The sequence below is a fragment of the Pseudoxanthomonas sp. 68-E7 genome (assembly GCF_057773145.1).
In genome coordinates, this window is the sequence record NZ_JBYMTI010000003.1 from 486,813 (window position 1) to 505,414 (window position 18,602).

Consider the following 18,602-nt stretch of genomic DNA (forward strand, 5'->3'; position numbering starts at 1 on the left):
AATTCTCCGAAAGGATCGAGGACGAACGAAACCCGGCCGACGCCGGGCAAGGCCTCAGATCGCGATCGGTGGACGCAGCAGCTTGTCGCTGCGATGGGTGGGCGCGGGGACGCCGTGCAGGAACGACATCGTGTCCGGTGGTGCGATTGGCTGCCAGGCCGCGGTAGCCGCGGGCATCGCCGGGGCATGGCCGCAACAGTGCATGGCATGCATCAGGGCATGCAGCAGGCCGGTGCCCTTGCCCGACCCATCGTCATCACCCCCGTCTTCATCGGCATGCGCCGGTGCCTGCGCATGCGAATGCAGGCCGCCGCCGTGGCCGAGTTCGTGGATGCCGCCGACCGAGGCCATCACCGGTTGCGCGACCACGCCCAGCAGCAGCACGCACAGCGCCAGCAGGCGCATCAGGGTGGGGCGGCGGAGGCGACGGAGCAGAGGCATGGGTCGCACAGGCTAGCGGCCCGGCGGGGCGTTACACAATCGCAGGCAGGTGAATGGGGCGGGTTTGGCGCGGAAGAGTGAATCCCCTCGGTCCCCCTTCTGCGAAGGGGGAGAAAAGCGACGCGCCCGCTAACGTCGGGTCCGGCGACGCTTCGCCCGCCTCAGTGGCTGGCCTTGTCGCGGTGCCAGCCGCGGTGCCTGATGTCCAGGTACAGGCTGTACAGGGCGGTGAAGGCCGGGAACAGGTTCTGCAGCACGCCGACCGAGTCCTGCTTGGCCGAGAACAGGAAGTAGCTGAGCGTCATCAGGCTGCCCAGCACGCTCATGTACCAGAACAGCCGAGGGATGACCGGCTTGCCCGCGCGCTTGGAGGCGATGAACTGGACCAGCCAGCGGCCACCGAACATCAGCGCGCCGGTGTAGCCGATCAGCTTCCAGCCGGTGACGTGCAGGCCGGTCCAGTACAGCGCCTCGATCGGCTGGTTGAGCCAATGCACTTCCACTTCAGAGCTCCCGTACCGCCGTGCGCTTGGCGCGCTTGATCAGCCAGGCGACGCCGCGCAGATCGGTGATGCCGACCAGCGCGCGATTGAGGTTGTTGTACTTGGACACGCCGGTGGTGCGATGGCGGTGGTTGACCGGCACGCTGATCGTCTTCCAGCCGGCGCGCTGCATCAGCGCGGGCAGGTAGCGGTGCATGTGGTCGAAATAAGGCAGGTCGAGGAAGGCGTCGCGCTCGAACAGCTTGATGCCGCAGCCGGTGTCCGGGGTCTCGTCGCGCAGCATGCGCGAGCGGATCGCATTGGCCCATTTGCTGGCCCAGCGCTTGCTGCCGCTGTCCTGGCGGTTGACCCGCCAGCCGGCATACAGCTTGGTCTGCGCCTCGCCGCCGTCGCGCGCGGCGATCAGCTTGGGGATGTCGGCCGGATCGTTCTGGCCGTCGCCGTCGAGGGTGGCGATCCAGGCGCCGCGCGCGGCTTTCACGCCGGTGCGGATGGCGGTGCTCTGGCCGCTCTGCTGGACGTGCTGCAGGACCCGCAGTTCCGGCACCCGCGCCTTCAGGCCCTGCAGCACGGCCAGGGTGTCGTCGCGGGAATGGTCGTCGACGTAGACGATCTCGAAATCCACCTGCCCGCGCAGGGCGGCGGTGATCTCGTCGATCAGCGGGGTGACGTTGTCGCGTTCGTTGAAGACCGGGACGACGACGGAAAGGACGGGGCTGGAGGTCATGGACGCCTATTCTGCCGCCACGGGCTGAATCCGGGGCGGGTACGGGTTGCCGGCGCGCCGCCGCTCGGGGCGCGCCCGTTGCTCAGCCGCGCGGACCGCGCAGCTTCTCCAGCACGCCGTCCAGGGTGTCGAGATCGGTGTACTGGATGATCAGCTTGCCCTTGCCGCCGCGCCCGTGGGCGATGGTGACCCGGGTGCCCAGGCTTTCGGACAGCTCGGTTTCCAGCGAGGCGATGTCCGGTTGCGGGGCGGCCTTGCCCGGCTTGGCCTTGCGGCCGACCACCGGCACCTTGCCGGCGGCGAACTGCTGGGCGCGGTGTTCGACCTCGCGCACCGACCAGCCCTGGTCGGCGGCCTCGGAGGCCAGCTTGCTGGCCAGTTCCGGGGACAGCGTCAGCAGCGCGCGGGCATGGCCCATTTCCAACCGGCGCGCTTCCAGCAGCGCGCGGATCGCCGGCGGCAGTTCCAGCAGGCGCAGCAGGTTGGACACCGCCGCGCGCGAACGGCCGACCGCTTCGGCGGCCTCGGCGTGGGTCAGCGCGAATTCGTTGATCAGGCGTTGCAGCGACTGCGCTTCTTCCAGCGGGTTGAGATCCTCGCGCTGGATGTTCTCGATCAGCGCCATCGCGATGACGGTGCGATCGTCCAGTTCGCGCACGACCACCGGCACTTCGGCCAAGCCGGCTTCCTGCGAGGCGCGCCAGCGGCGTTCGCCGGCGACGATTTCGAAGCGACCGGGCGACAGTTCGCGCACGACGATCGGCTGGATCACGCCCTGCGCCTTGATCGACTCGGCCAGTTCGTTGAGCTTGGCCGGATCCATCGCCATGCGCGGCTGGTACTTGCCCGGTTGCAGCTGGCCGACCGGCAGGGTCCGCAGCGCCTCGCCCGGCTGGGCCTCCGGCGGCGGGGTTTCGGCGGCCTTGGGACCCAGCAGGGCTTCCAGTCCACGGCCCAGGCCGCGTTTCTTCGACGCGCTCATCAGGCGTACTCCATCCTCTTTTCTTGCTTCTTGCGTTCGCTCTGGCGGCGGATGATTTCCCCGGCCAGGCCCAGGTAGGCGACGCCGCCGCGCGAGGTGCGGTCGTAGCCGACGATGCTCTGGCCATGGCTGGGCGCCTCGGCCAGGCGGACGTTGCGCGGCACGATGGTGCGGAACACGCGATCGCCGAAATGCTGGGTCAGTTCCGCCGACACGGCGTTGGCCAGGTTGTTGCGCACGTCGAACATGGTGCGCAGCACGCCCTCGATCTCCAGCGCCGGATTGAGCCGCGCCTTCAGCGCTTCGATGGTCTCCACCAGCGCGCTCAGGCCTTCCAGCGCGTAGTACTCGCACTGCATCGGCACCAGCACCGAATCGGCGGCGGTCAGTGCGTTGAGGGTGAGCAGCGACAGCGCCGGCGGGCAGTCGATGATGATGAAATCGTAGTCGCCGCGGACCGGTTCCAGCGCGGATTTCAGGCGCATCTCGCGGCCGTCGATCTCCATCAGCTGGATCTCGGCGGCGGTCAGATCGATGTTGCCGGGAAGCAGGTCGAAGCCTTCCTGGGTGGTGACGATCGCCGCGCGCGCCTCGACTTCCTGCAACAGCACGTCGCAGGTGGAATTCTCCAGCTCGCGCTTGTCCACGCCGCTGCCCATGGTGGCGTTGCCCTGGGCGTCCAGATCCACCAGCAGCACGCGCTGTGGCGCGCGTGCCAGCGCGGCGGCCAGGTTGACGGCGGTGGTGGTCTTGCCGACGCCGCCTTTCTGGTTGGCGATCGCGATGATGCGGGCCATGCGGGTGGTCGCCTCGGGACACGGGGTGGATGGGGGATTATGCGGGGTCCGGACCGGTCCTGCGAACTCACGCGACCGGGCGCGCCGCGCGGTGATGCCGCGGGACGGCGCTCATGCCGTGGCCCCGACCAACGATATCAAACGCTTATGAAGGATCGCGGCGCGTGTTCAGGACGCCGCCTTGCGCACGATCACCAGATGGCGTTCGCCGGTCAGCCCGGGGACCCGCAGCGGATGGATGGCCTCGGCCGACCAGCCGGGCGGCAGCGCGGCGATTTCCTCGTCCGGGCGCACGCCCTTCATCGCCAGCAGGCTGCCGCCGGGTTTGAGCAGGTGCCCGCCGACGCCGACGATGCCGGCCAGGGTATCCATGGCGCGCGCGGTGAGGTTGTCGTACGCGGCCGGCTCGTCCAGGCCCTCGGCGCGCGATTCCGCCACCCGGGCATTGCCCAGTCCCAGCTGGCGCACCGCTTCGCGCATGAAGCGGGCCTTCTTGCCGTTGCTTTCGACCAGGGTCACCCGCAGGCCGGGATGGGCGATCGCCAGCGGAATCCCCGGCAGGCCCGGGCCGGTGCCCAGGTCGGCGAGGGCGCCCTGCGCCACGAACGCGTGCATGGCCAGCGAGTCCAGCAGGTGCCGGGTCACCATCTCGGCGGGATCGCGGATGGCGGTGAGGTTGTAGGTGCGGTTCCAGCGGTGCAGCAGCGCCAGGTAGTCGAGCAGCGGCGGCGCCAGGGCATTGGCGTCCAGGCCCAGTTCGGTCAGGCCCTGGCGCAGTCGTGCGTCCAGGCCGGGGGGAAGCGTCGAGGCATTCATCACCGGCATTATCCCCGAACGCCGGGGCTCAGGTCCGCCAGGCCAACGCGCCGCGATGCCCGGGCAGGGGTTCCCATTCGTGCAGCCGCCACTCGGCCGGAGTGCCCAGCGCGGGATCGCAGTCGATCAGCTGCAGGCCGGCTTCGCGTTCGCCGAACACCAGCTTTTCCAGGCCGAAGGAAACGCCATGGCCATGCGCCTTCAGCAGCGCCTCCTTGGCGCACCACAGGCGCACGAACGCGCCGGTGCGCGTTGCGTCGTCCTGCGCGCGCAGCCAGTCCAGTTCACTGGGATGGAAGAAGCGCTGCGCGATCTCCATCATCCGCGGGCGTTCGCGATGGCGTTCCACGTCCACGCCCAGATCCCGCGCCGGACCGAGCGCGACCAGCAACACCTCGCCGCTGTGGCTCCAGCTGATCGCCTGATCGCTGAAAGGCGCATCCAGGTGCGGCTTGCCGCGCGCATCGCGCCGGATCGGCAGGGCATCGGCCGGTTGCGCCAGCGCGTCGGCCAGCACTTGCCGCGCCGAGGGTTCGCCGCGCGTGCGCGGCGCGTGCGGACGCAGCCATACCTGGAATCGCCCGAATCGCCAGGCGAGGTGGGACGGGGGCTCGGCGATGGAGGGAAGGTCGGGCATGGTCGTCCGGTGGTGCGGGGCAGCGTGCATCGCGGCGCGATTCGCGATATCACCGCGGCGCAAGGATGCCATTCCCCCTGGCCGGCTTGACAGTGGTTTCACGGCGGCGACCGCTTAATCCGAATACCCCCATGGGTTCGGGACCGAGTCCACAACGGAAGGAGACAGGCAGAATGAATTTTCTCATCTATCTGATCGTCGGTGGCATCGCGGGCTGGCTGGCCAGCATCGTGATGAGACGCGATGGTTCGCAGGGCGTCATCCTCAACATCGTCGTCGGCATCATCGGCGGCTTCCTGGGTGGCTGGCTGCTGCCGGCACTGGGCCTGGGCCTGGGGGGAGGCTGGATCGGATTCCTGGTCACCGCCTTCATCGGCGCGGTGGTGCTGCTGCTGATCGTCAACCTGTTCACCCGGGGGCGCGCACGCTGACGCCGCGATGATCCGGTTTCGCTGCGGCCGCGTGCGCTGATTCGAGACGCACCCAAGGTCCGTGGCATCACAAAGGCCCGGCGCGCGCGCGTCGGGCCTTTGTTCATTCCGCGATGCCGGCGGGGAAATCAGCCGGCCAGGTGTACCCAGGCCGGCGCGTGGTCGCTGGGGCGTTCCCAGGTGCGTGGCTCGCGGTCGATGCCCGAGGCCGCCGCCTGGCCGCGCAGCGCGTCCGACACCAGGGTCAGATCGATGCGCAGGCCGAGGTTGCGGCGCAGCCCGCCCATCCGGTAATCCCACCAGCTGTAGACGCCGGCTTCGTCGTTGTGCAGGCGGAAGGCGTCGTGCAGGCCGAGCGCGTTCAGCCGCCGCAACGCGTCGCGCTCGGCCACCGAGGTCAGGATGTGGTCGTCGCCCCAGACCTTGGGGTCGTATACGTCGCGTTCGTCCGGGGCGATGTTGAAGTCGCCCATCACGATCATCTTCGGGTGCCGCTGCAGTTCGGCGGCCAGCCAGCCGTGCACCGCGTCCAGCCAGCGCAGCTTGTAGGCGTACTTGTCGGTGCCCACGTCCTGGCCGTTGACGACGTACAGGTTGACGATGCGGACGTCGCCGACCGTCGCCGCGATCACCCGCTTCTGCTCGTCCTCGAACCCGGGAATGCCGACCTGCACTTCGGTGGCCGGCACCCGCGACAGGATCGCCACGCCGTTGTAGGTCTTCTGGCCGGCGAAGATGCTGCGGTAGCCCAGCCCGGCCAGCGCGGTGTCCGGGAAGCGGTGATCCTCCAGCTTGGTTTCCTGCAGGCCCACCACGTCCGGCGAGAACGCGCCCAGCCATTGCTCCAGGTGCGGCTGGCGCACATTGAGCGAGTTGACGTTCCAGCTGGCGATTTTCATTCCGTGCATCCGTGATCGTGGCGCCCCGGGGCGCCGGAAGGACGTCAGTGTAAGTCAGCCGCCGGGCTCAGGCGCCCGGTGCTTCGTTGGCAACGCGGGCGACATGGCCTTCGCCCTCGCCGTCGCGCATCAGGTGCGATGCCATCCAGGCCGCCAGCAGCATCATGCTTCCGCCGAACACCGCGACCAGCCGCATCGCGTCGGTGAAGGCGGTACGCGCGGTGGTTTCGATCGCGACAGCCTGGCCGGCCGGCAGTGCCTCGGCGGTGGCGATGGCGCCGCCGAGCGTGGACAGCGCGTGCCCGGCGGCGGCGTGGGCGAGATCGGCGGGCAATGCCGGTTCCAGCCAGAAGCGGTACAGCGCCATGCCGGCGCTTCCGAGCAATGCGATACCCAAGGCCCCGCTCAGTTCGGCGCTGGTTTCGGCCAACGCGGAGGCCGCGCCGGCGCGTTCCGGCGGCGCGGTGGTGATGATCAATTCGTTGCCCACGGTGAACACCGGCGCCAGGCCGACGCTCATCGCCAGCATGCCGGCGATCAGGATCCAAAGCCCATGCGGCGGCACCACCAGCGCGGTGATGCCGAAACCGACCGAGGCCACCAGCAGGCCGCGCACCATCACCCGCCGTGCGCCCCAGTGACGGGCCAGGCGCGGGGCCAGCAGCGAACCCACGGTGAAACAGAGTGACCAGGGAACGGTGGCCAGCCCTGCCTCCAGCGGCGACAGGCCGAGAACCAGCTGCAGGTACTGGGTCATGAAAATGTACACGCCCATCATCGACAGGCCCGCCAGCGCGTAGGCGACGATCGCGGCGCTGAAGGCGGGACGATGGAACAGGGTGACATCGAGGAACGGGTAGTCCAGGTGGCGCTGGCGGCGCACGAACAGCACGCCCAGTACCAGGCCGACCGCCAGTACCAGCAGGCCACGCGCATCGGCGCCGTATTCGGCGATCCGCTTGAGTCCGTACACCACCGCCAGCACGCCCAGCAGCGACTGCGCCATGCTGGCGGGATCCAGCCGTCCGGCATCGGGATCGCGGTATTCGGGCAACAGCTTCGGCCCCAGCAGCAACAGCAGCACCATCACCGGCACCGCGGCGAGGAAGGCCGCGCCCCACCAGAACCATTCCAGCAGCAGTCCGCCGACCAGCGGTCCGATTGCGCCACCGACCGAGAAGCTGGCGATCCACACACCGATCGCGAACTGGCGCTCGTGTTCGTCATGGAACATGTTGCGTATCAGCGACATGGTCGAGGGCGCCAGGGTGGCGCCGGCCACGCCCAGCAGCGCGCGCATCGCGATCAGCATTTCCGCGCTGCGCGAGAACGCCGCGATGACCGAGGCGGCGGCGAACGCGGCCGCGCCGATCAACAGCAGGCGCCGCCGGCCGATGCGGTCGCCCAGGGTGCCCATGGTGATCAGGAAGCCGGCCACCAGGAAACCGTAGATGTCGACGATCCACAGCAACTGCGAGGATGAGGGATTGAGATCGGCACTGATGGCCGGCAGCGCCAGGTTGAGCACGGTCAGGTCCATCGCGTAGACCATGCAGGGCAGGGCGATGGCGGCCAGGCCGATCCATTCGCGGCGGGTGGCCTTGGGGGACATCGGGGAGGTCATGGGCGGTCCTGTGCGGGGGTGACCTGACTAAGACGTGCCAGCGTGACGGTTTTCGACACACCGGCGGGCCAGCGTATCGCGGCCGGTCATCCGTGGCGCATGGGCGCTGCCCCGCCAAGGCGCCACCGCCATGCCCCCGCCGGCCCTGTCGTCCGCCGTCGTCCCAGCGCAGGCGGGGACCCATGTGCTCCGGCCCTTGATGCGGTCGGGAACATGGAGAGCCAATGGATTCCGGCGTTCGCCGGAATGACGAGGCTTCGGTTTGCGCTTGCGACGGAAGCATCCGGGGACTCGCCATGGTGTTCCCGCCCCCGCATGCTCACGAAGACCGCCGCAACTGCCGTCGTCCCAGCGCAGGCGGGGACCCATGGGCTCCGGTCCTTGATGCGGTCGGGAATAAAAGAGCCAATGGATTCCGGCGTTCGCCGGAATGACGGGATTCTGGTTCGCGGTATCGGGCCGCAATGGCCCTGCCGCGGGACGAAGCCGGTTCCGGGGAATGCGGCTTCGCCGGTCCGTCCGCCTACCGGACGATGAAGTCGATGAAACGCGCGACCTTGGCGTAGGGCGGCTTGAGCATGTCGCTGCCGGCGCGACGGCTTTGCCAGAGGATCGGCAACGCCTTGCTGAAGGCGTCGAAGCCGGCCTTGCCATGGTAGGCGCCCATGCCGCTGGGACCGATGCCGCCGAACGGCAGATCGTTGATGCCGAAGTGCAGCACGGTGTCGTTGACGGTGACGCCGCCGGCCAGCGTGTTGCGCAGGATCTTCTCGATCCGGTTGCGGTCGTTGCTGAACGGGTACAGCGCCAGTGGGCGATCGTGCGCGTTGACGTAGGCGATGGCCTCGTCCAGCGAATCGACCGAACGGATCGGCAGGATCGGGCCGAAGATCTCGTCCTGCATCACCCTGGCGTCATCGCCCGGATCCAGCACCAGGGTCGGCGGGAACAGCCGCTCCTGCGGATCCTCGGCGCCGGCCAGCGGAATCACCGTCAGGCCGCGCGCCTGCGCGTCCTCGCGATAGCCACGCAGGCGGGCGAACTGGCCGTCGTTGATGATCCGGGTGTAGTCGCCCGGGTTCCGCAGATCGCCGTAGCGCGCCTTCACCTGCCTGCGCAGCGCTTCCACCAGCCCATCGCGGCGATGCGCGGCGACCAGCACGTAGTCCGGCGCGATGCAGGTCTGGCCGCCATTGAACCACTTGCCGGTCGCCAGCCGCGCGGCGGCCTGATCCAGCGGATAGTCGTCGCAGACGATGGCCGGCGACTTGCCGCCCAGTTCCAGGGTCAGCGGGGTCAACTGCGGCGCGGCGGCGGCCATCACCTTGCGACCGACCGCGGTCGAGCCGGTGAACACCAGATGGTCGAACGGCAGGCCGGCGAAGGCGGACGCGATCTCCGGACCGCCGCTGGCGACCGACACGCGATCGGGCGGGAACACTTCGGCCAGCAGGTCGCGCAGGAATTCCGTGGTGCGTGGCGTGTGTTCCGAGGGCTTCAGATAGACATGGTTGCCGGCGGCGATCGCGGTGGCCAACGGAATCAGGGCCAGGTTGACCGGATAGTTCCAGGGCGCGATCACGCCAACCACGCCGACCGGTTCGGGCCGGATCTCCGCGCGCGCCGGCCAGAACCGCCAGCCCACCCCGACCCGGTGCGGCATCATCCAGCGGCGCAGGTGCTTGAGCAGGTGGTCGATCTCGTTGAGCACGGTCATGCCGTCGGCGATGCGGCTCTCGTGCAGCGAGCGATGGCCGAAATCGGCGGCGATGGTGCGGGCCATCTCGTCCAGCCGGCGCTTGAGCGCATCGCGCAGGCGCTGCAGGTCCGACTGCCGCTGGGCAAGGTCGGGCCGCCGCGCCTGCCAGGCCGCGCGCAGGCGATCGAGGGTGGGACGGAGCTCGGTCTGGGGCGTATCGGCGGGAGTGTCCATGGCCGCAGTGTAGGCCCGGACGCGGGCGTATGGTCGCTACAATGGCGACATGACCGCTATCCGCCCCTATCTTGACCGTTTTCCCGCCCTTGGCCCGCGCGTCTACGTGGATCCCGCGGCCACCGTGATCGGCGACGTGGTGCTGGCGGAGGATGTGTCGGTGTGGCCGGGCACGATCATCCGCGGCGACGTCAACCATATCCGCATCGGTGCCCGCACCAACGTGCAGGACGGCACCATCATCCACGTCAGCCACCACAGCCCGTACAACCGGGCCGGGTATCCGACCCTGATTGGCGCGGACGTCACCGTCGGCCACGGCACCATCATTCATGCCTGCACCATCGAGGACCTGTGCCTGATCGGCATGGGCGCCTGCATCCTGGACGGAGCCACGGTGAAGAAACATGGCTTCGTCGGCGCCGGCGCGGTGGTCGGTCCGGGCAAGGTCGTCGGCGAGGGCGAACTCTGGCTGGGCAATCCGGCCCGTTTCGCCCGCAAGCTCAGTGACAGGGAAATCGAGAGCCTGCATTACTCGGCCGCCCACTACGTGCGGCTGAAGGATCAGTACCTGCAAGCCGCCGGGGGCTGACGCTTCCGTTCCACGGTCGAGAGCTTTGCCGCGATTGCGGCCTGGCATGCCTGGAACCGGCAGGACCTGTTTGCCGATGTCCCGGGGCTTGCCTGCCGCCGGCGCACCGGCAACACTGGCGTGGGACAGGGATCTGTCCATCAACGGGGAAGAAAAATGCTGAAACCATGGTTCGGTGGCCTGCTGGCCGCCGCGGTGCTGGCGTGGGGAACGCCGGCGGTGGCGCAGGAAGGCGGGGAAGACGCGGGCCCGAAGAGCGCCGAGGCGTTTGTCGCGGGATTGAAGTTCCGGGAGGGCGATATCGCGGTGCCGAAGGCGCACGCGCGCTTCCAGCTGAAGCCGGAGTTCCGCTACCTGGAACAGGCCGACGCCCGCCGCGTGCTGGAAGACCTGTGGGGCAACCCGCCGGACGAGTCGGTGCTGGGCCTGATCGTGCCGCGCAAGCCGGATCTGCTGGCCGATGACAGCTGGGCGGTCGTGGTCACCTATTCGGACGAAGGCTATGTCTCCGACGAGGACGCGGCCAAGATCGATTACGACGAAATGCTGACCGAAATGAAGGACTCCACGCGCGAGGAGAACAGCGCGCGCAAGGAAGCCGGCTACGGCACCGTGGATCTGGTCGGCTGGGCGGTGCCGCCGCGCTACGACGGTTCGGCCAAGAAGCTGTACTGGGCCAAGGAACTGTCGTTCGACGGCAACACGGAGCACACGTTGAACTACGACATCCGCGTGCTGGGCCGGCATGGTTATCTCAGCCTCAACGCGGTGGCCGGCATGTCCGAGCTGGCGCAGGTGCAGAAAGGCATGCAGGACCTGCTGCCGATGACCGAGTTCGACAGTGGCGCGCGCTACGCCGACTTCAATGCCTCCACCGACAAGGTCGCCAGCTATGGCCTGGCGGCGCTGGTCGGCGGCGGCCTGGCGGCCAAGGCCGGGCTGTTCGCCAAGATTGGCCTGGTGCTGGCCAAGTTCTGGAAGCTGCTGCTGATCGGCGTGGTCGCGATCGGCGCGGGCCTGAAGCGCGTGTTCGGCGGCAAGAAAGAGAAACCGACCGTCAGTTGAGATGCGTCGTTCGGGCTCAGGGCCGGGTGGCCCGCTCCAGCGCGTCCAGGTAGGCCATGGCCTCCTGGCGGTTGTGGCCGCACATCTCCGGCCCGGGCCTGAGCGAGGCGCAGAAGCGCGGGCGTTCCGGGCGCCCGAACAGGCGGCAGCGCAGGGCTTCGTCCAGTTGCACGCAGGGAACGCCCGCCGGCTTGCCGGCGGGCATGCCGGGAATGGGCGAGGCGATCGATGGAGCCGTGCAGCAGGCGGCGCAGCCCGCACGGCAAGGGAAGGACGATGACATGCCCGCAGTGTAGCGGCGCGGGCTGGGCAAGCGTGGCGGCGGCGGCTAAAGTCGCGACGGACGGAACACACGGACACGGGATCGCGCATGGCGCGCAACACGCAGACTTCGCCAGGACGGCGCATCGCCGGCGCCGTGCCACGGACCGGCATCGGGTGATGAAGTGAGACTGGATACCTATCGCGAGGTGATCACGCCCGAAGGCGTGGCCCTGCACCTGCCCGCGTCCGGGCCGGTGCCCCGCGCCGTGGCATGGTCGATCGATCTGGCGGTGCGGCTGGGCATCCTGTTCGTGGTCGGCACCGTGCTCGGCCTGATGGGCAAGATGGGCCAGGGCCTGTCGATGGTGCTGATGTTCGTCGTGTACTGGATCTATCCGATCGCCCTGGAGGCATTCTGGAACGGGCAGACCATCGGCAAGCGCGCGATGGGCCTGCGGGTGGTGTCGGCCGATGGCGCGCCGGTGGGCTGGCTGGCCGCGATCACCCGCAACCTGCTGCGCACCGTCGACATGCTGCCGTTCGGTTACATGGCGGGACTGGTCACCAGCCTGGCCGATCCGCATGGTCGCCGCCTCGGTGACATGGTGGCGCGGACCGTGGTGGTGCACGTGGACGACGCGCGCGAATCCGTGCCGGCGCCGGCCAACGTGGTGGTGCCCGTGCCGCCGGGCCTGCAGCCGGACGAGCAGGCCGCGATCGTCGCCTTCGGCGAGCGCGCGCCGCTGCTGACGCCGGCGCGCCAGGCCGAACTGGCCGACATCGTCGCGCCGCTGACCCAGGCGCAGGGCCAACCCGGCGTACTGCGCCTGTATGGCATGGCCAACTGGCTGGTGGGGCGTCGATGAGGCAGGAGCAGTTCGTCGCCCGCCACCAGCGCGAATGGCTGGCGTTCGAACAATGGCTGGATCTGCGCGGGGAACCGGGACAGGCGCGCGATGCGCGCCATCGCGTCGACCTGGCCGACGAGGACGTGCCGGCGCGCTATCGGCGCATCTGCGAGCAGTTGGCGCTGGCGCGCAAGCGCGGCTACAGCCCGCAGATCACCGATCGCCTGCAACAGCTGATGCAGCGCGGCCACAACCTGCTGTACCGCACGCCGCCGCCGCGCTGGCGGCGCGCGCTGGTGTTCGTGCTGGCCGATTTCCCGCGGCTGGTGCGCAGCGAGGCGGCGTGCATGTGGATCGCCATGGCGCTGTTCGCGCTGCCGATGGTGATCCTGTTCGTGCTGCTGCAATACCAGCCGGAGCTGATCCACGGGATCAAGGCGCCGGAAGAGATCGCCTCGATGGAGCGGATGTTCGATCCCGGCGATCCCCGCCACCGGCTGGGACGCGACTCGGGCAGCGACTGGTACATGTTCGGCGTCTACATCATGAACAACACCAGCATTGGCCTGCGCGTGTTCGCCAGCGGCCTGCTGGGTTGCCTGGGGCCGATCTACGTCCTGATCTTCAACGGCGTGGACATCGGTGCCTCGTTCGGCCATCTGCAGCAGATCGGTTCGGCGGATCCGCTGTGGCGCTTCGTCGCCGGCCATGCGCCGTTCGAGCTGACCGCGATCGTCATCACCGGCGGCGCCGGCCTGCGGCTGGGCTACAACCTGCTCGCGCCGGGGCGGCGCCGGCGCGTCGACGCGCTGGTCGAAGCCGGCTGGAAAGGCGCGCGGATCTGCCTGGGCGCGGCGCTGATGTTCTTCATCGCGGCCTTCATCGAGGCGTTCTGGTCCTCGATCCAGTCGATTCCCGATTCGGTGAAGTACGGCGTTTCGGCGAGCCTGTGGACGCTGGTGCTGGTATGGCTGTGGCGCGGCGGCCGGGGGAGCACCGATGAGGCTTGAAGAGCTCACCGTCCAGTTGCGCGCGCGCTCTTCCTGGGAGGCGATGGAACTGGGCATGGCGCTGGTGCGCCGGCACGCGGCCATGATCTGGAAGCCCTGGCTGCTGGTGACCCTGCCGGTGTTCGCGCTGCTCAACGCGGCCGGCTGGGCGCTGGACCTGATCGGCCTGGCCGGCGTGCTGATGTGGTGGCTCAAGCCGGTGTTCGATCGCATTCCGCTGTATGTCGCCTCGCGCGCGGTGTTCGGCGCGGTGCCCGGAGTGCGCGAGACCGTGCGCGCGCAGGCGAGCTGGGGCTGGAGGCCGATGCTGCACTACCTGACCTGGCGCCGCTTCAGTCCGGTGCGCTCGCTGTACCTGCCGGTGGATCTGCTGGAAGGCGTGCAGGGCCAGCGACTGCGCGAGCGCCGGCGGGTGCTGGGCGGCGCGATCTACGGCAACGCGGCATTGCTGACCTTGGTCTGCCTGCATTTCGAAGGCGCGCTGTTCCTGGGCGGCATCGCCGGCATCCTGATGTTCACCCCGCTGGATCTGCTGCCGGAAACCCTGCGCACGACCTGGACGCTGATCGCCGAACAATCGCCGGTGTGGGTGAAGATCGGGCTCAACGCGATGGCGTGGATGGCGGTGTCGGTGATCGAACCGTTCTTCGTCGGCGCGGGGTTCGGCCTGTACCTCAACCGGCGCACCCAGCTGGAAGCCTGGGACGTGGAAATCGTGTTCCGCAAACTGCGTGGCCGGCTTGCCAGGGGCGCGTCGGCGCTGCTCGTCATGTTCGCGATCCTGGGAATGGCCGTGTCCGCGCCCGCGCGGGCGCAAGATGCGCCCGAGGAGCCGGTGTCGCACGAGTCGGCCGATGGCGACGAGGTGCCGAAGGCGCCAACCCTGCCGGAAGTGTTCGGCAAGCAGCGGGTCGACGAGCGTGGTTTCCGCCGCGCCAGCGAACAGGCCTATCGCGACCCGTCGCTCAACCGCACCGTGGTGCAGAAGCAGTGGGAACGCATCGACAAGGACGCCCCCAGGCCGGAAAGAAACACGCCGCAAGCGGGATGGTTGCAGGGCGTGGTGGCGATGTTCGCCTTCCTCGCCGAATGGGGCCTGTGGATCCTGGCCGGGTTGCTGGTGCTCGGGTTGCTGTTGACCGCGCGTTACTGGCTGCCGTGGATGCGTGGAAAGGGAGGAGGCCGGGCGGCGGCGTTCGATGCCGGCACCCGCCACGAGCCGACGATCGTGCCGGACGTCCTGCCCGATGACGTGGCCGCCGTCGCGCGCCGGTTGTGGCGGGAGGGACGCGCGCGCGACGCGCTGGCGCTGGTGTACCGCGCCGGCGTGCAGGCAATGGGACGGCGGGCGCAGGTGGAACTGCCGCCCGGCGCCACCGAGGCCGAATGCCTGCGGCTGTCGCGGAGGATGGCGCAGGCGGAGGACCGGCAGCTGTTCGCGCGCGTCGTCCGGGTCTGGCAATACGCCGCCTATGCGCAGCGCCTGCCGGAGGAAGCCGAGTTCGAATCCCTGCTCGGGCAGATGCAGGCGCGCGGCGGGTGGCTGGCATGACGCGCCCGACCCGGATCGCCCTCATCGTCGGGCTGACCGTGCTGGGCGGCCTGCTGATCGCCGCCGGCATCCACTGGTTCCAGCGCAACTATCACCGGGTCGAACAGACCCTGTACCTGCCGCCCAGCGGCGAGGCGGCGTACAACCCGCTGTACGCGTTGCGCAAGACCCTGGAGGCCGACGGGGTCAAGGCGCAGTCGCGGCAGCGGCTCGCGCTGGACGCCCATCCGCCGGGACCGCGCGATACCGTGCTGCTGTTCAACGAGTCCAGCGGCCTGGACGCGTTGCAGACCGAACGGCTGCTGGACTGGGTCGAACAGGGCGGCCACCTGCTGGTGCGGACGCCGCCGCGGCGGGTCTGGGACGGCAGTCCGGATCCGCTGCTGTTCGCGCACCTGGGCGTGGAGACCCAGGATCAGAACGATTGCGCCGATTTCCAGGTCGAGGGCCAGCGCCCGCACGTGGAATTCTGCCGCGGACGCCGGTTCCGCCTGCACGACGTGGAACCCGAGCTGGCCTGGGGCGATCTGGACGCCGGCTATGTCTATGCCCGCCTGGCGCATGGCGAGGGCCATGTCGACGTGCTGGCCGATTTCGATTTCCTGGTCAACCAGGGCCAGTCCGGCAACCCGTTCGGGGATCCGCTCAAGCGCCCGCAGGGCGGCCTGCGCGATGCGCCGCACCAGGCGCTGGCGCGGCAGGTGCTGGCCCCCAACTACGGCGCCGGCACCATGCACCTGATCTATGCCGCCGACATGCCGTCGCTGCTGCGCACGATCCTGTTCCGTGGCTGGATGGTGTGGGCGCCGCTGCTGATCGCGCTGCTGGCGTGGCTGTGGTCGCGCATGCAACCGTTCGGCCCGGCGCTGCCCGCGCCGCCGATGGATCGCCGCTCGCTGCTGGAGCACGTGCGCGCCAGTGGCGATCACCTGTTCCGCTACGGCCGCGGCGTACTGCTCTACACCGCCGCCCGCCAGGCGTTCCTGGCCCGCCTGCGCCGCCGCGATCCGGTGGCCGCGGCGCTGGCCGGCGACGCCCAGGTCGAAGCGCTGGCCGAACGCCTCGGCGTGCCGGCCGATACCGTGCGCACCGCCCTGCAGACGCCGTCCACGCACGACAAGGCCGGCTTCCGCGACCGAATTTCCACCTTGATCCAGTTGAGAAACCGACTATGAGCGATTCCACTGCCGCCCTCGCCGGCGCAATGACGGGCGAAACCCTGGCCGGGCGCGCCGCGCAGGTACGCGAGGAAGTGTCCAAGGCGTTCATCGGCCAGGCCGACGTGCTGGACCAGATCCTGATCGCCTTGCTGGCCGGCGGCCACGTGCTGATCGAGGGCGTCCCCGGGCTGGGCAAGACCCTGCTGGTGCGCGCGCTGGCGCAGGCGCTGGAACTGACCTACGCGCGCGTCCAGTTCACACCCGACCTGATGCCCAGCGACGTCAGCGGCCACGCGGTCTACGATCCCAAGACCGAGAGCTTCAAGATCCGGCGCGGCCCGGTCTTCACCCACCTGCTCCTGGCCGATGAAATCAATCGCGCGCCGGCCAAGACCCAGTCCGCGCTGCTGGAGGTCATGCAGGAGGGGCAGGTCACCATCGAAGGCAAGTCCTTCGAGCTGGCGCCGCCGTTCATGACCCTGGCCACCCAGAACCCGATCGAACAGGAAGGCACCTATCCGCTGCCGGAAGCGCAGCTGGATCGTTTCCTGCTGAAAATCCTGATCGACTATCCGGCGCTGGATGACGAGAAGCGCATGGTCGACGCGATCACCACCGGACGCACCGCCGGCGATTTCGATCTGTCGCAGGTGCGGCGCGTGCTGGGCGCGGCCGACATCATCGCCATGCAGCGCGGTACCGCCGCGGTGACGGTGGACGAACAGGTCGTCGACTACGCGGTGCGCATCGTCGCCGCCACCCGCAAGTGGCCGGGCATCGCGCTGGGCGCCGGTCCGCGCGGCAGCATCGCGCTGGTGCGCGCGGCGCGCGCGCAGGCGGTGTTGCAGGGCCGCGATTTCGTCACGCCGGACGACGTGCGCGACATCGCCACCCCGGCGCTGCGGCATCGCATCGCGCTGGCGCCGGAACTGCAGATCGAAGGCCAGTCGGCCGACGATGTGTTGCGCGCGCTGCTGGCCAAGGTGGAAGCGCCGCGCAAATGAGGCCCGCCTGGCCACTGATCGCCTGCCTGGCGCTGTGGGGCCTGTCCGGCCTGGCGGTGCTGTTCGCCGACGTGCCCCGGCCGGTCTGGCCGGGCGTGGGCGTGGCGGTGATCGTGCTGGCCCTGCTGGACGCGTTGTGGCTGCGGCGGCAACCTTCCCCGGCGGTGGCGCGTGACATGCCGGAGGCCTGGCCACTGGGCATCGCGCGCGAGGTGGCGGTGCGGCTGGAGAGCGGCGCGCGGCAGCGCGTGGACGTGTTCGATCTCCACCCTGGCCACTGGACCATGCAGGGCCTGCCGCAGCGGTTGCGCCTGCGGCGCGGCGAAACCACCTCGTTCCGCTATCGCCTGTGCCCGACCGAGCGCGGCGACGCCGTGTTCGCGGGCGTACAGGTCCGCCTGCATTCGCCACTGCGCCTGTGGTGGCAGTCGCGGCGGCTCGATGAGCCGCGCACCGTGCGGGTCTATCCGGACTTCGCGCCGCTGACCCGGTTCGCGCTGTTCAGCGCCGAACAGGCCTCGCGCCTGGTCGGCGCGCACCTCAAGCGCCGGCGCGGCGAGGGCACCGACTTCAACCAGATGCGCGAGTACCGGGTGGGCGACAGCCTGCGCCAGATCGACTGGAAGGCGACCGCTCGCGCGCGCAAGTTGATCTCGCGCGAGTACCAGGACGAGAAGAACCAGCAACTGGTGATGCTGATGGACACCGGTCGCCGGATGATGGCGCGCGAGGGCGGCCTGTCCCATTTCGACCACGCGCTCAACGCCAGCTTGGTGGTGTCCTACCTGGCGCTGCGCCAGGGCGACGCGGTCGGCCTGGGCGCCAGCGGCGGCGAGCGCCGCTGGGTCGCGCCGCAACGCGGCATGGGCGCGATCGACACCCTGCTGCGGGCCAGCTACGACCTGCAGCCGCGGCCGGTCGCCACCGATTACCTGGCCGCGGCGACCGAACTGTCGCTGCGCCAGCGGCGGCGTTCGCTGGTGATGCTGGTGACCAACGTGCGCGACGAGGACATCGAGGAACTGCTGGCGGCGGTGCGCCTGTTGCAGAAGCGCCACCTGGTCTGCGTGGCCAGCCTGCGCGAGCGCGAACTGGACGAAGCGCTGTCCGCGCCGGTGAAGGATCTATCCGGCGCGGTCCATGCCGGCGCGATCGCCCGTTACCTGGAGCAGCGCGCGATTGCCCACGACGCCCTGCGTCGCCATCACGTCATGGTGCTGGACGTGACCTGCGCGGATCTGCCGGCGGCGCTGGTGGAGCGCTACCTGGCGGTCAAGCGCGACGGACTGCTGTAGCCCTCTCGCCCATCGCGACGCG

Annotated in this window: 20 protein-coding genes; 9 read left to right on the forward strand and 11 right to left on the reverse strand. The window is 69.4% G+C overall.

What is annotated here, in order from left to right:
- Positions 1 to 54 precede the first annotated feature (54 nt).
- The 7 genes from AC3DE2_RS10270 to AC3DE2_RS10300 form a co-directional block, all read right to left on the reverse strand.
- Positions 55 to 441 carry a hypothetical protein gene (locus AC3DE2_RS10270; protein WP_488426083.1) on the reverse strand — a complete coding sequence of 129 codons (387 nt, stop codon included), beginning with the start codon at positions 439 to 441 and terminating at the stop codon, positions 55 to 57.
- 161 nt (positions 442 to 602) lie between these two features.
- On the reverse strand, positions 603 to 944 hold the full coding sequence (locus tag AC3DE2_RS10275) for a lipid-A-disaccharide synthase N-terminal domain-containing protein (RefSeq protein WP_295378643.1): 342 nt from the start codon (positions 942 to 944) through the stop codon (positions 603 to 605).
- Between the two features lies 1 nt (position 945).
- The gene (locus tag AC3DE2_RS10280; protein WP_295378646.1) at positions 946 to 1,671 is read right to left on the reverse strand and encodes a glycosyltransferase family 2 protein; all 726 of its coding nucleotides are present in this window, start codon (positions 1,669 to 1,671) and stop codon (positions 946 to 948) included.
- 82 nt (positions 1,672 to 1,753) lie between these two features.
- The gene (locus AC3DE2_RS10285; RefSeq protein WP_295378647.1) at positions 1,754 to 2,653 is read right to left on the reverse strand and encodes a ParB/RepB/Spo0J family partition protein; all 900 of its coding nucleotides are present in this window, start codon (positions 2,651 to 2,653) and stop codon (positions 1,754 to 1,756) included.
- Entirely contained in the window at positions 2,653 to 3,450 is a 798-nt protein-coding gene (locus AC3DE2_RS10290; protein WP_295378649.1) for a ParA family protein, read from the reverse strand. The genes AC3DE2_RS10285 and AC3DE2_RS10290 overlap by 1 nt, the downstream gene beginning before the upstream one ends.
- 168 nt (positions 3,451 to 3,618) lie before the next feature.
- On the reverse strand, positions 3,619 to 4,266 hold the full coding sequence (gene rsmG / locus AC3DE2_RS10295) for a 16S rRNA (guanine(527)-N(7))-methyltransferase RsmG (RefSeq protein ID WP_488426084.1): 648 nt from the start codon (positions 4,264 to 4,266) through the stop codon (positions 3,619 to 3,621).
- A 28-nt stretch (positions 4,267 to 4,294) separates the two neighbouring features.
- Positions 4,295 to 4,903: a 4'-phosphopantetheinyl transferase family protein gene (locus AC3DE2_RS10300; protein WP_488426085.1), complete on the reverse strand. Its 609-nt coding sequence runs from the start codon at positions 4,901 to 4,903 to the stop codon at positions 4,295 to 4,297.
- Between the two features lie 173 nt (positions 4,904 to 5,076).
- On the opposite strand from AC3DE2_RS10300, the gene AC3DE2_RS10305 reads away from it, so the two are divergent.
- Positions 5,077 to 5,334 carry a GlsB/YeaQ/YmgE family stress response membrane protein gene (locus AC3DE2_RS10305; RefSeq protein WP_295378654.1) on the forward strand — a complete coding sequence of 86 codons (258 nt, stop codon included), beginning with the start codon at positions 5,077 to 5,079 and terminating at the stop codon, positions 5,332 to 5,334.
- A gap of 128 nt (positions 5,335 to 5,462) precedes the next feature.
- Here AC3DE2_RS10305 and xth read toward each other — a convergent pair whose 3' ends face one another.
- The 3 genes from xth to AC3DE2_RS10320 form a co-directional block, all read right to left on the reverse strand.
- Positions 5,463 to 6,233: an exodeoxyribonuclease III gene (gene xth / locus AC3DE2_RS10310; protein ID WP_488426087.1), complete on the reverse strand. Its 771-nt coding sequence runs from the start codon at positions 6,231 to 6,233 to the stop codon at positions 5,463 to 5,465.
- 67 nt (positions 6,234 to 6,300) lie between these two features.
- Complete coding sequence (locus tag AC3DE2_RS10315) at positions 6,301 to 7,857, reverse strand: MFS transporter (protein WP_488426088.1); 1,557 nt, start codon at positions 7,855 to 7,857, stop codon at positions 6,301 to 6,303.
- Positions 7,858 to 8,380: 523 nt separating this feature from the next.
- The gene (locus AC3DE2_RS10320; protein ID WP_295375113.1) at positions 8,381 to 9,790 is read right to left on the reverse strand and encodes a coniferyl aldehyde dehydrogenase; all 1,410 of its coding nucleotides are present in this window, start codon (positions 9,788 to 9,790) and stop codon (positions 8,381 to 8,383) included.
- 49 nt (positions 9,791 to 9,839) lie between these two features.
- On the opposite strand from AC3DE2_RS10320, the gene AC3DE2_RS10325 reads away from it, so the two are divergent.
- Positions 9,840 to 10,382 (forward strand): gamma carbonic anhydrase family protein, encoded by a 543-nt coding sequence (locus AC3DE2_RS10325; protein WP_488426089.1) that lies wholly within the window; start codon positions 9,840 to 9,842, stop codon positions 10,380 to 10,382.
- A 156-nt stretch (positions 10,383 to 10,538) separates the two neighbouring features.
- Positions 10,539 to 11,447 (forward strand): DUF2167 domain-containing protein, encoded by a 909-nt coding sequence (locus AC3DE2_RS10330; RefSeq protein WP_295375109.1) that lies wholly within the window; start codon positions 10,539 to 10,541, stop codon positions 11,445 to 11,447.
- Between the two features lie 16 nt (positions 11,448 to 11,463).
- Here AC3DE2_RS10330 and AC3DE2_RS10335 read toward each other — a convergent pair whose 3' ends face one another.
- A complete protein-coding gene (locus AC3DE2_RS10335) occupies positions 11,464 to 11,730 on the reverse strand; it encodes a YkgJ family cysteine cluster protein (RefSeq protein ID WP_295375106.1) in 267 nt (88 codons plus the stop codon).
- A gap of 163 nt (positions 11,731 to 11,893) precedes the next feature.
- On the opposite strand from AC3DE2_RS10335, the gene AC3DE2_RS10340 reads away from it, so the two are divergent.
- The 6 genes from AC3DE2_RS10340 to AC3DE2_RS10365 are packed head-to-tail and all read left to right on the forward strand — an operon-like array spanning position 11,894 to position 18,580.
- Positions 11,894 to 12,577 (forward strand): RDD family protein, encoded by a 684-nt coding sequence (locus AC3DE2_RS10340; RefSeq protein WP_295375104.1) that lies wholly within the window; start codon positions 11,894 to 11,896, stop codon positions 12,575 to 12,577.
- A complete protein-coding gene (locus tag AC3DE2_RS10345) occupies positions 12,574 to 13,569 on the forward strand; it encodes a stage II sporulation protein M (RefSeq protein WP_488426090.1) in 996 nt (331 codons plus the stop codon). Before AC3DE2_RS10340 ends, AC3DE2_RS10345 begins: the two co-directional genes overlap by 4 nt.
- Positions 13,559 to 15,121, forward strand: coding sequence for a DUF4129 domain-containing protein (locus AC3DE2_RS10350; protein ID WP_488426092.1), 1,563 nt, complete (start codon positions 13,559 to 13,561; stop codon positions 15,119 to 15,121). Before AC3DE2_RS10345 ends, AC3DE2_RS10350 begins: the two co-directional genes overlap by 11 nt.
- On the forward strand, positions 15,118 to 16,296 hold the full coding sequence (locus tag AC3DE2_RS10355) for a DUF4350 domain-containing protein (protein ID WP_295375096.1): 1,179 nt from the start codon (positions 15,118 to 15,120) through the stop codon (positions 16,294 to 16,296). Before AC3DE2_RS10350 ends, AC3DE2_RS10355 begins: the two co-directional genes overlap by 4 nt.
- A gap of 29 nt (positions 16,297 to 16,325) precedes the next feature.
- Positions 16,326 to 17,285 carry an AAA family ATPase gene (locus tag AC3DE2_RS10360; RefSeq protein WP_295375123.1) on the forward strand — a complete coding sequence of 320 codons (960 nt, stop codon included), beginning with the start codon at positions 16,326 to 16,328 and terminating at the stop codon, positions 17,283 to 17,285.
- The gene (locus AC3DE2_RS10365) at positions 17,282 to 18,580 is read left to right on the forward strand and encodes a DUF58 domain-containing protein (RefSeq protein WP_295375093.1); all 1,299 of its coding nucleotides are present in this window, start codon (positions 17,282 to 17,284) and stop codon (positions 18,578 to 18,580) included. Before AC3DE2_RS10360 ends, AC3DE2_RS10365 begins: the two co-directional genes overlap by 4 nt.
- Positions 18,581 to 18,602: the final 22 nt, after the last annotated feature.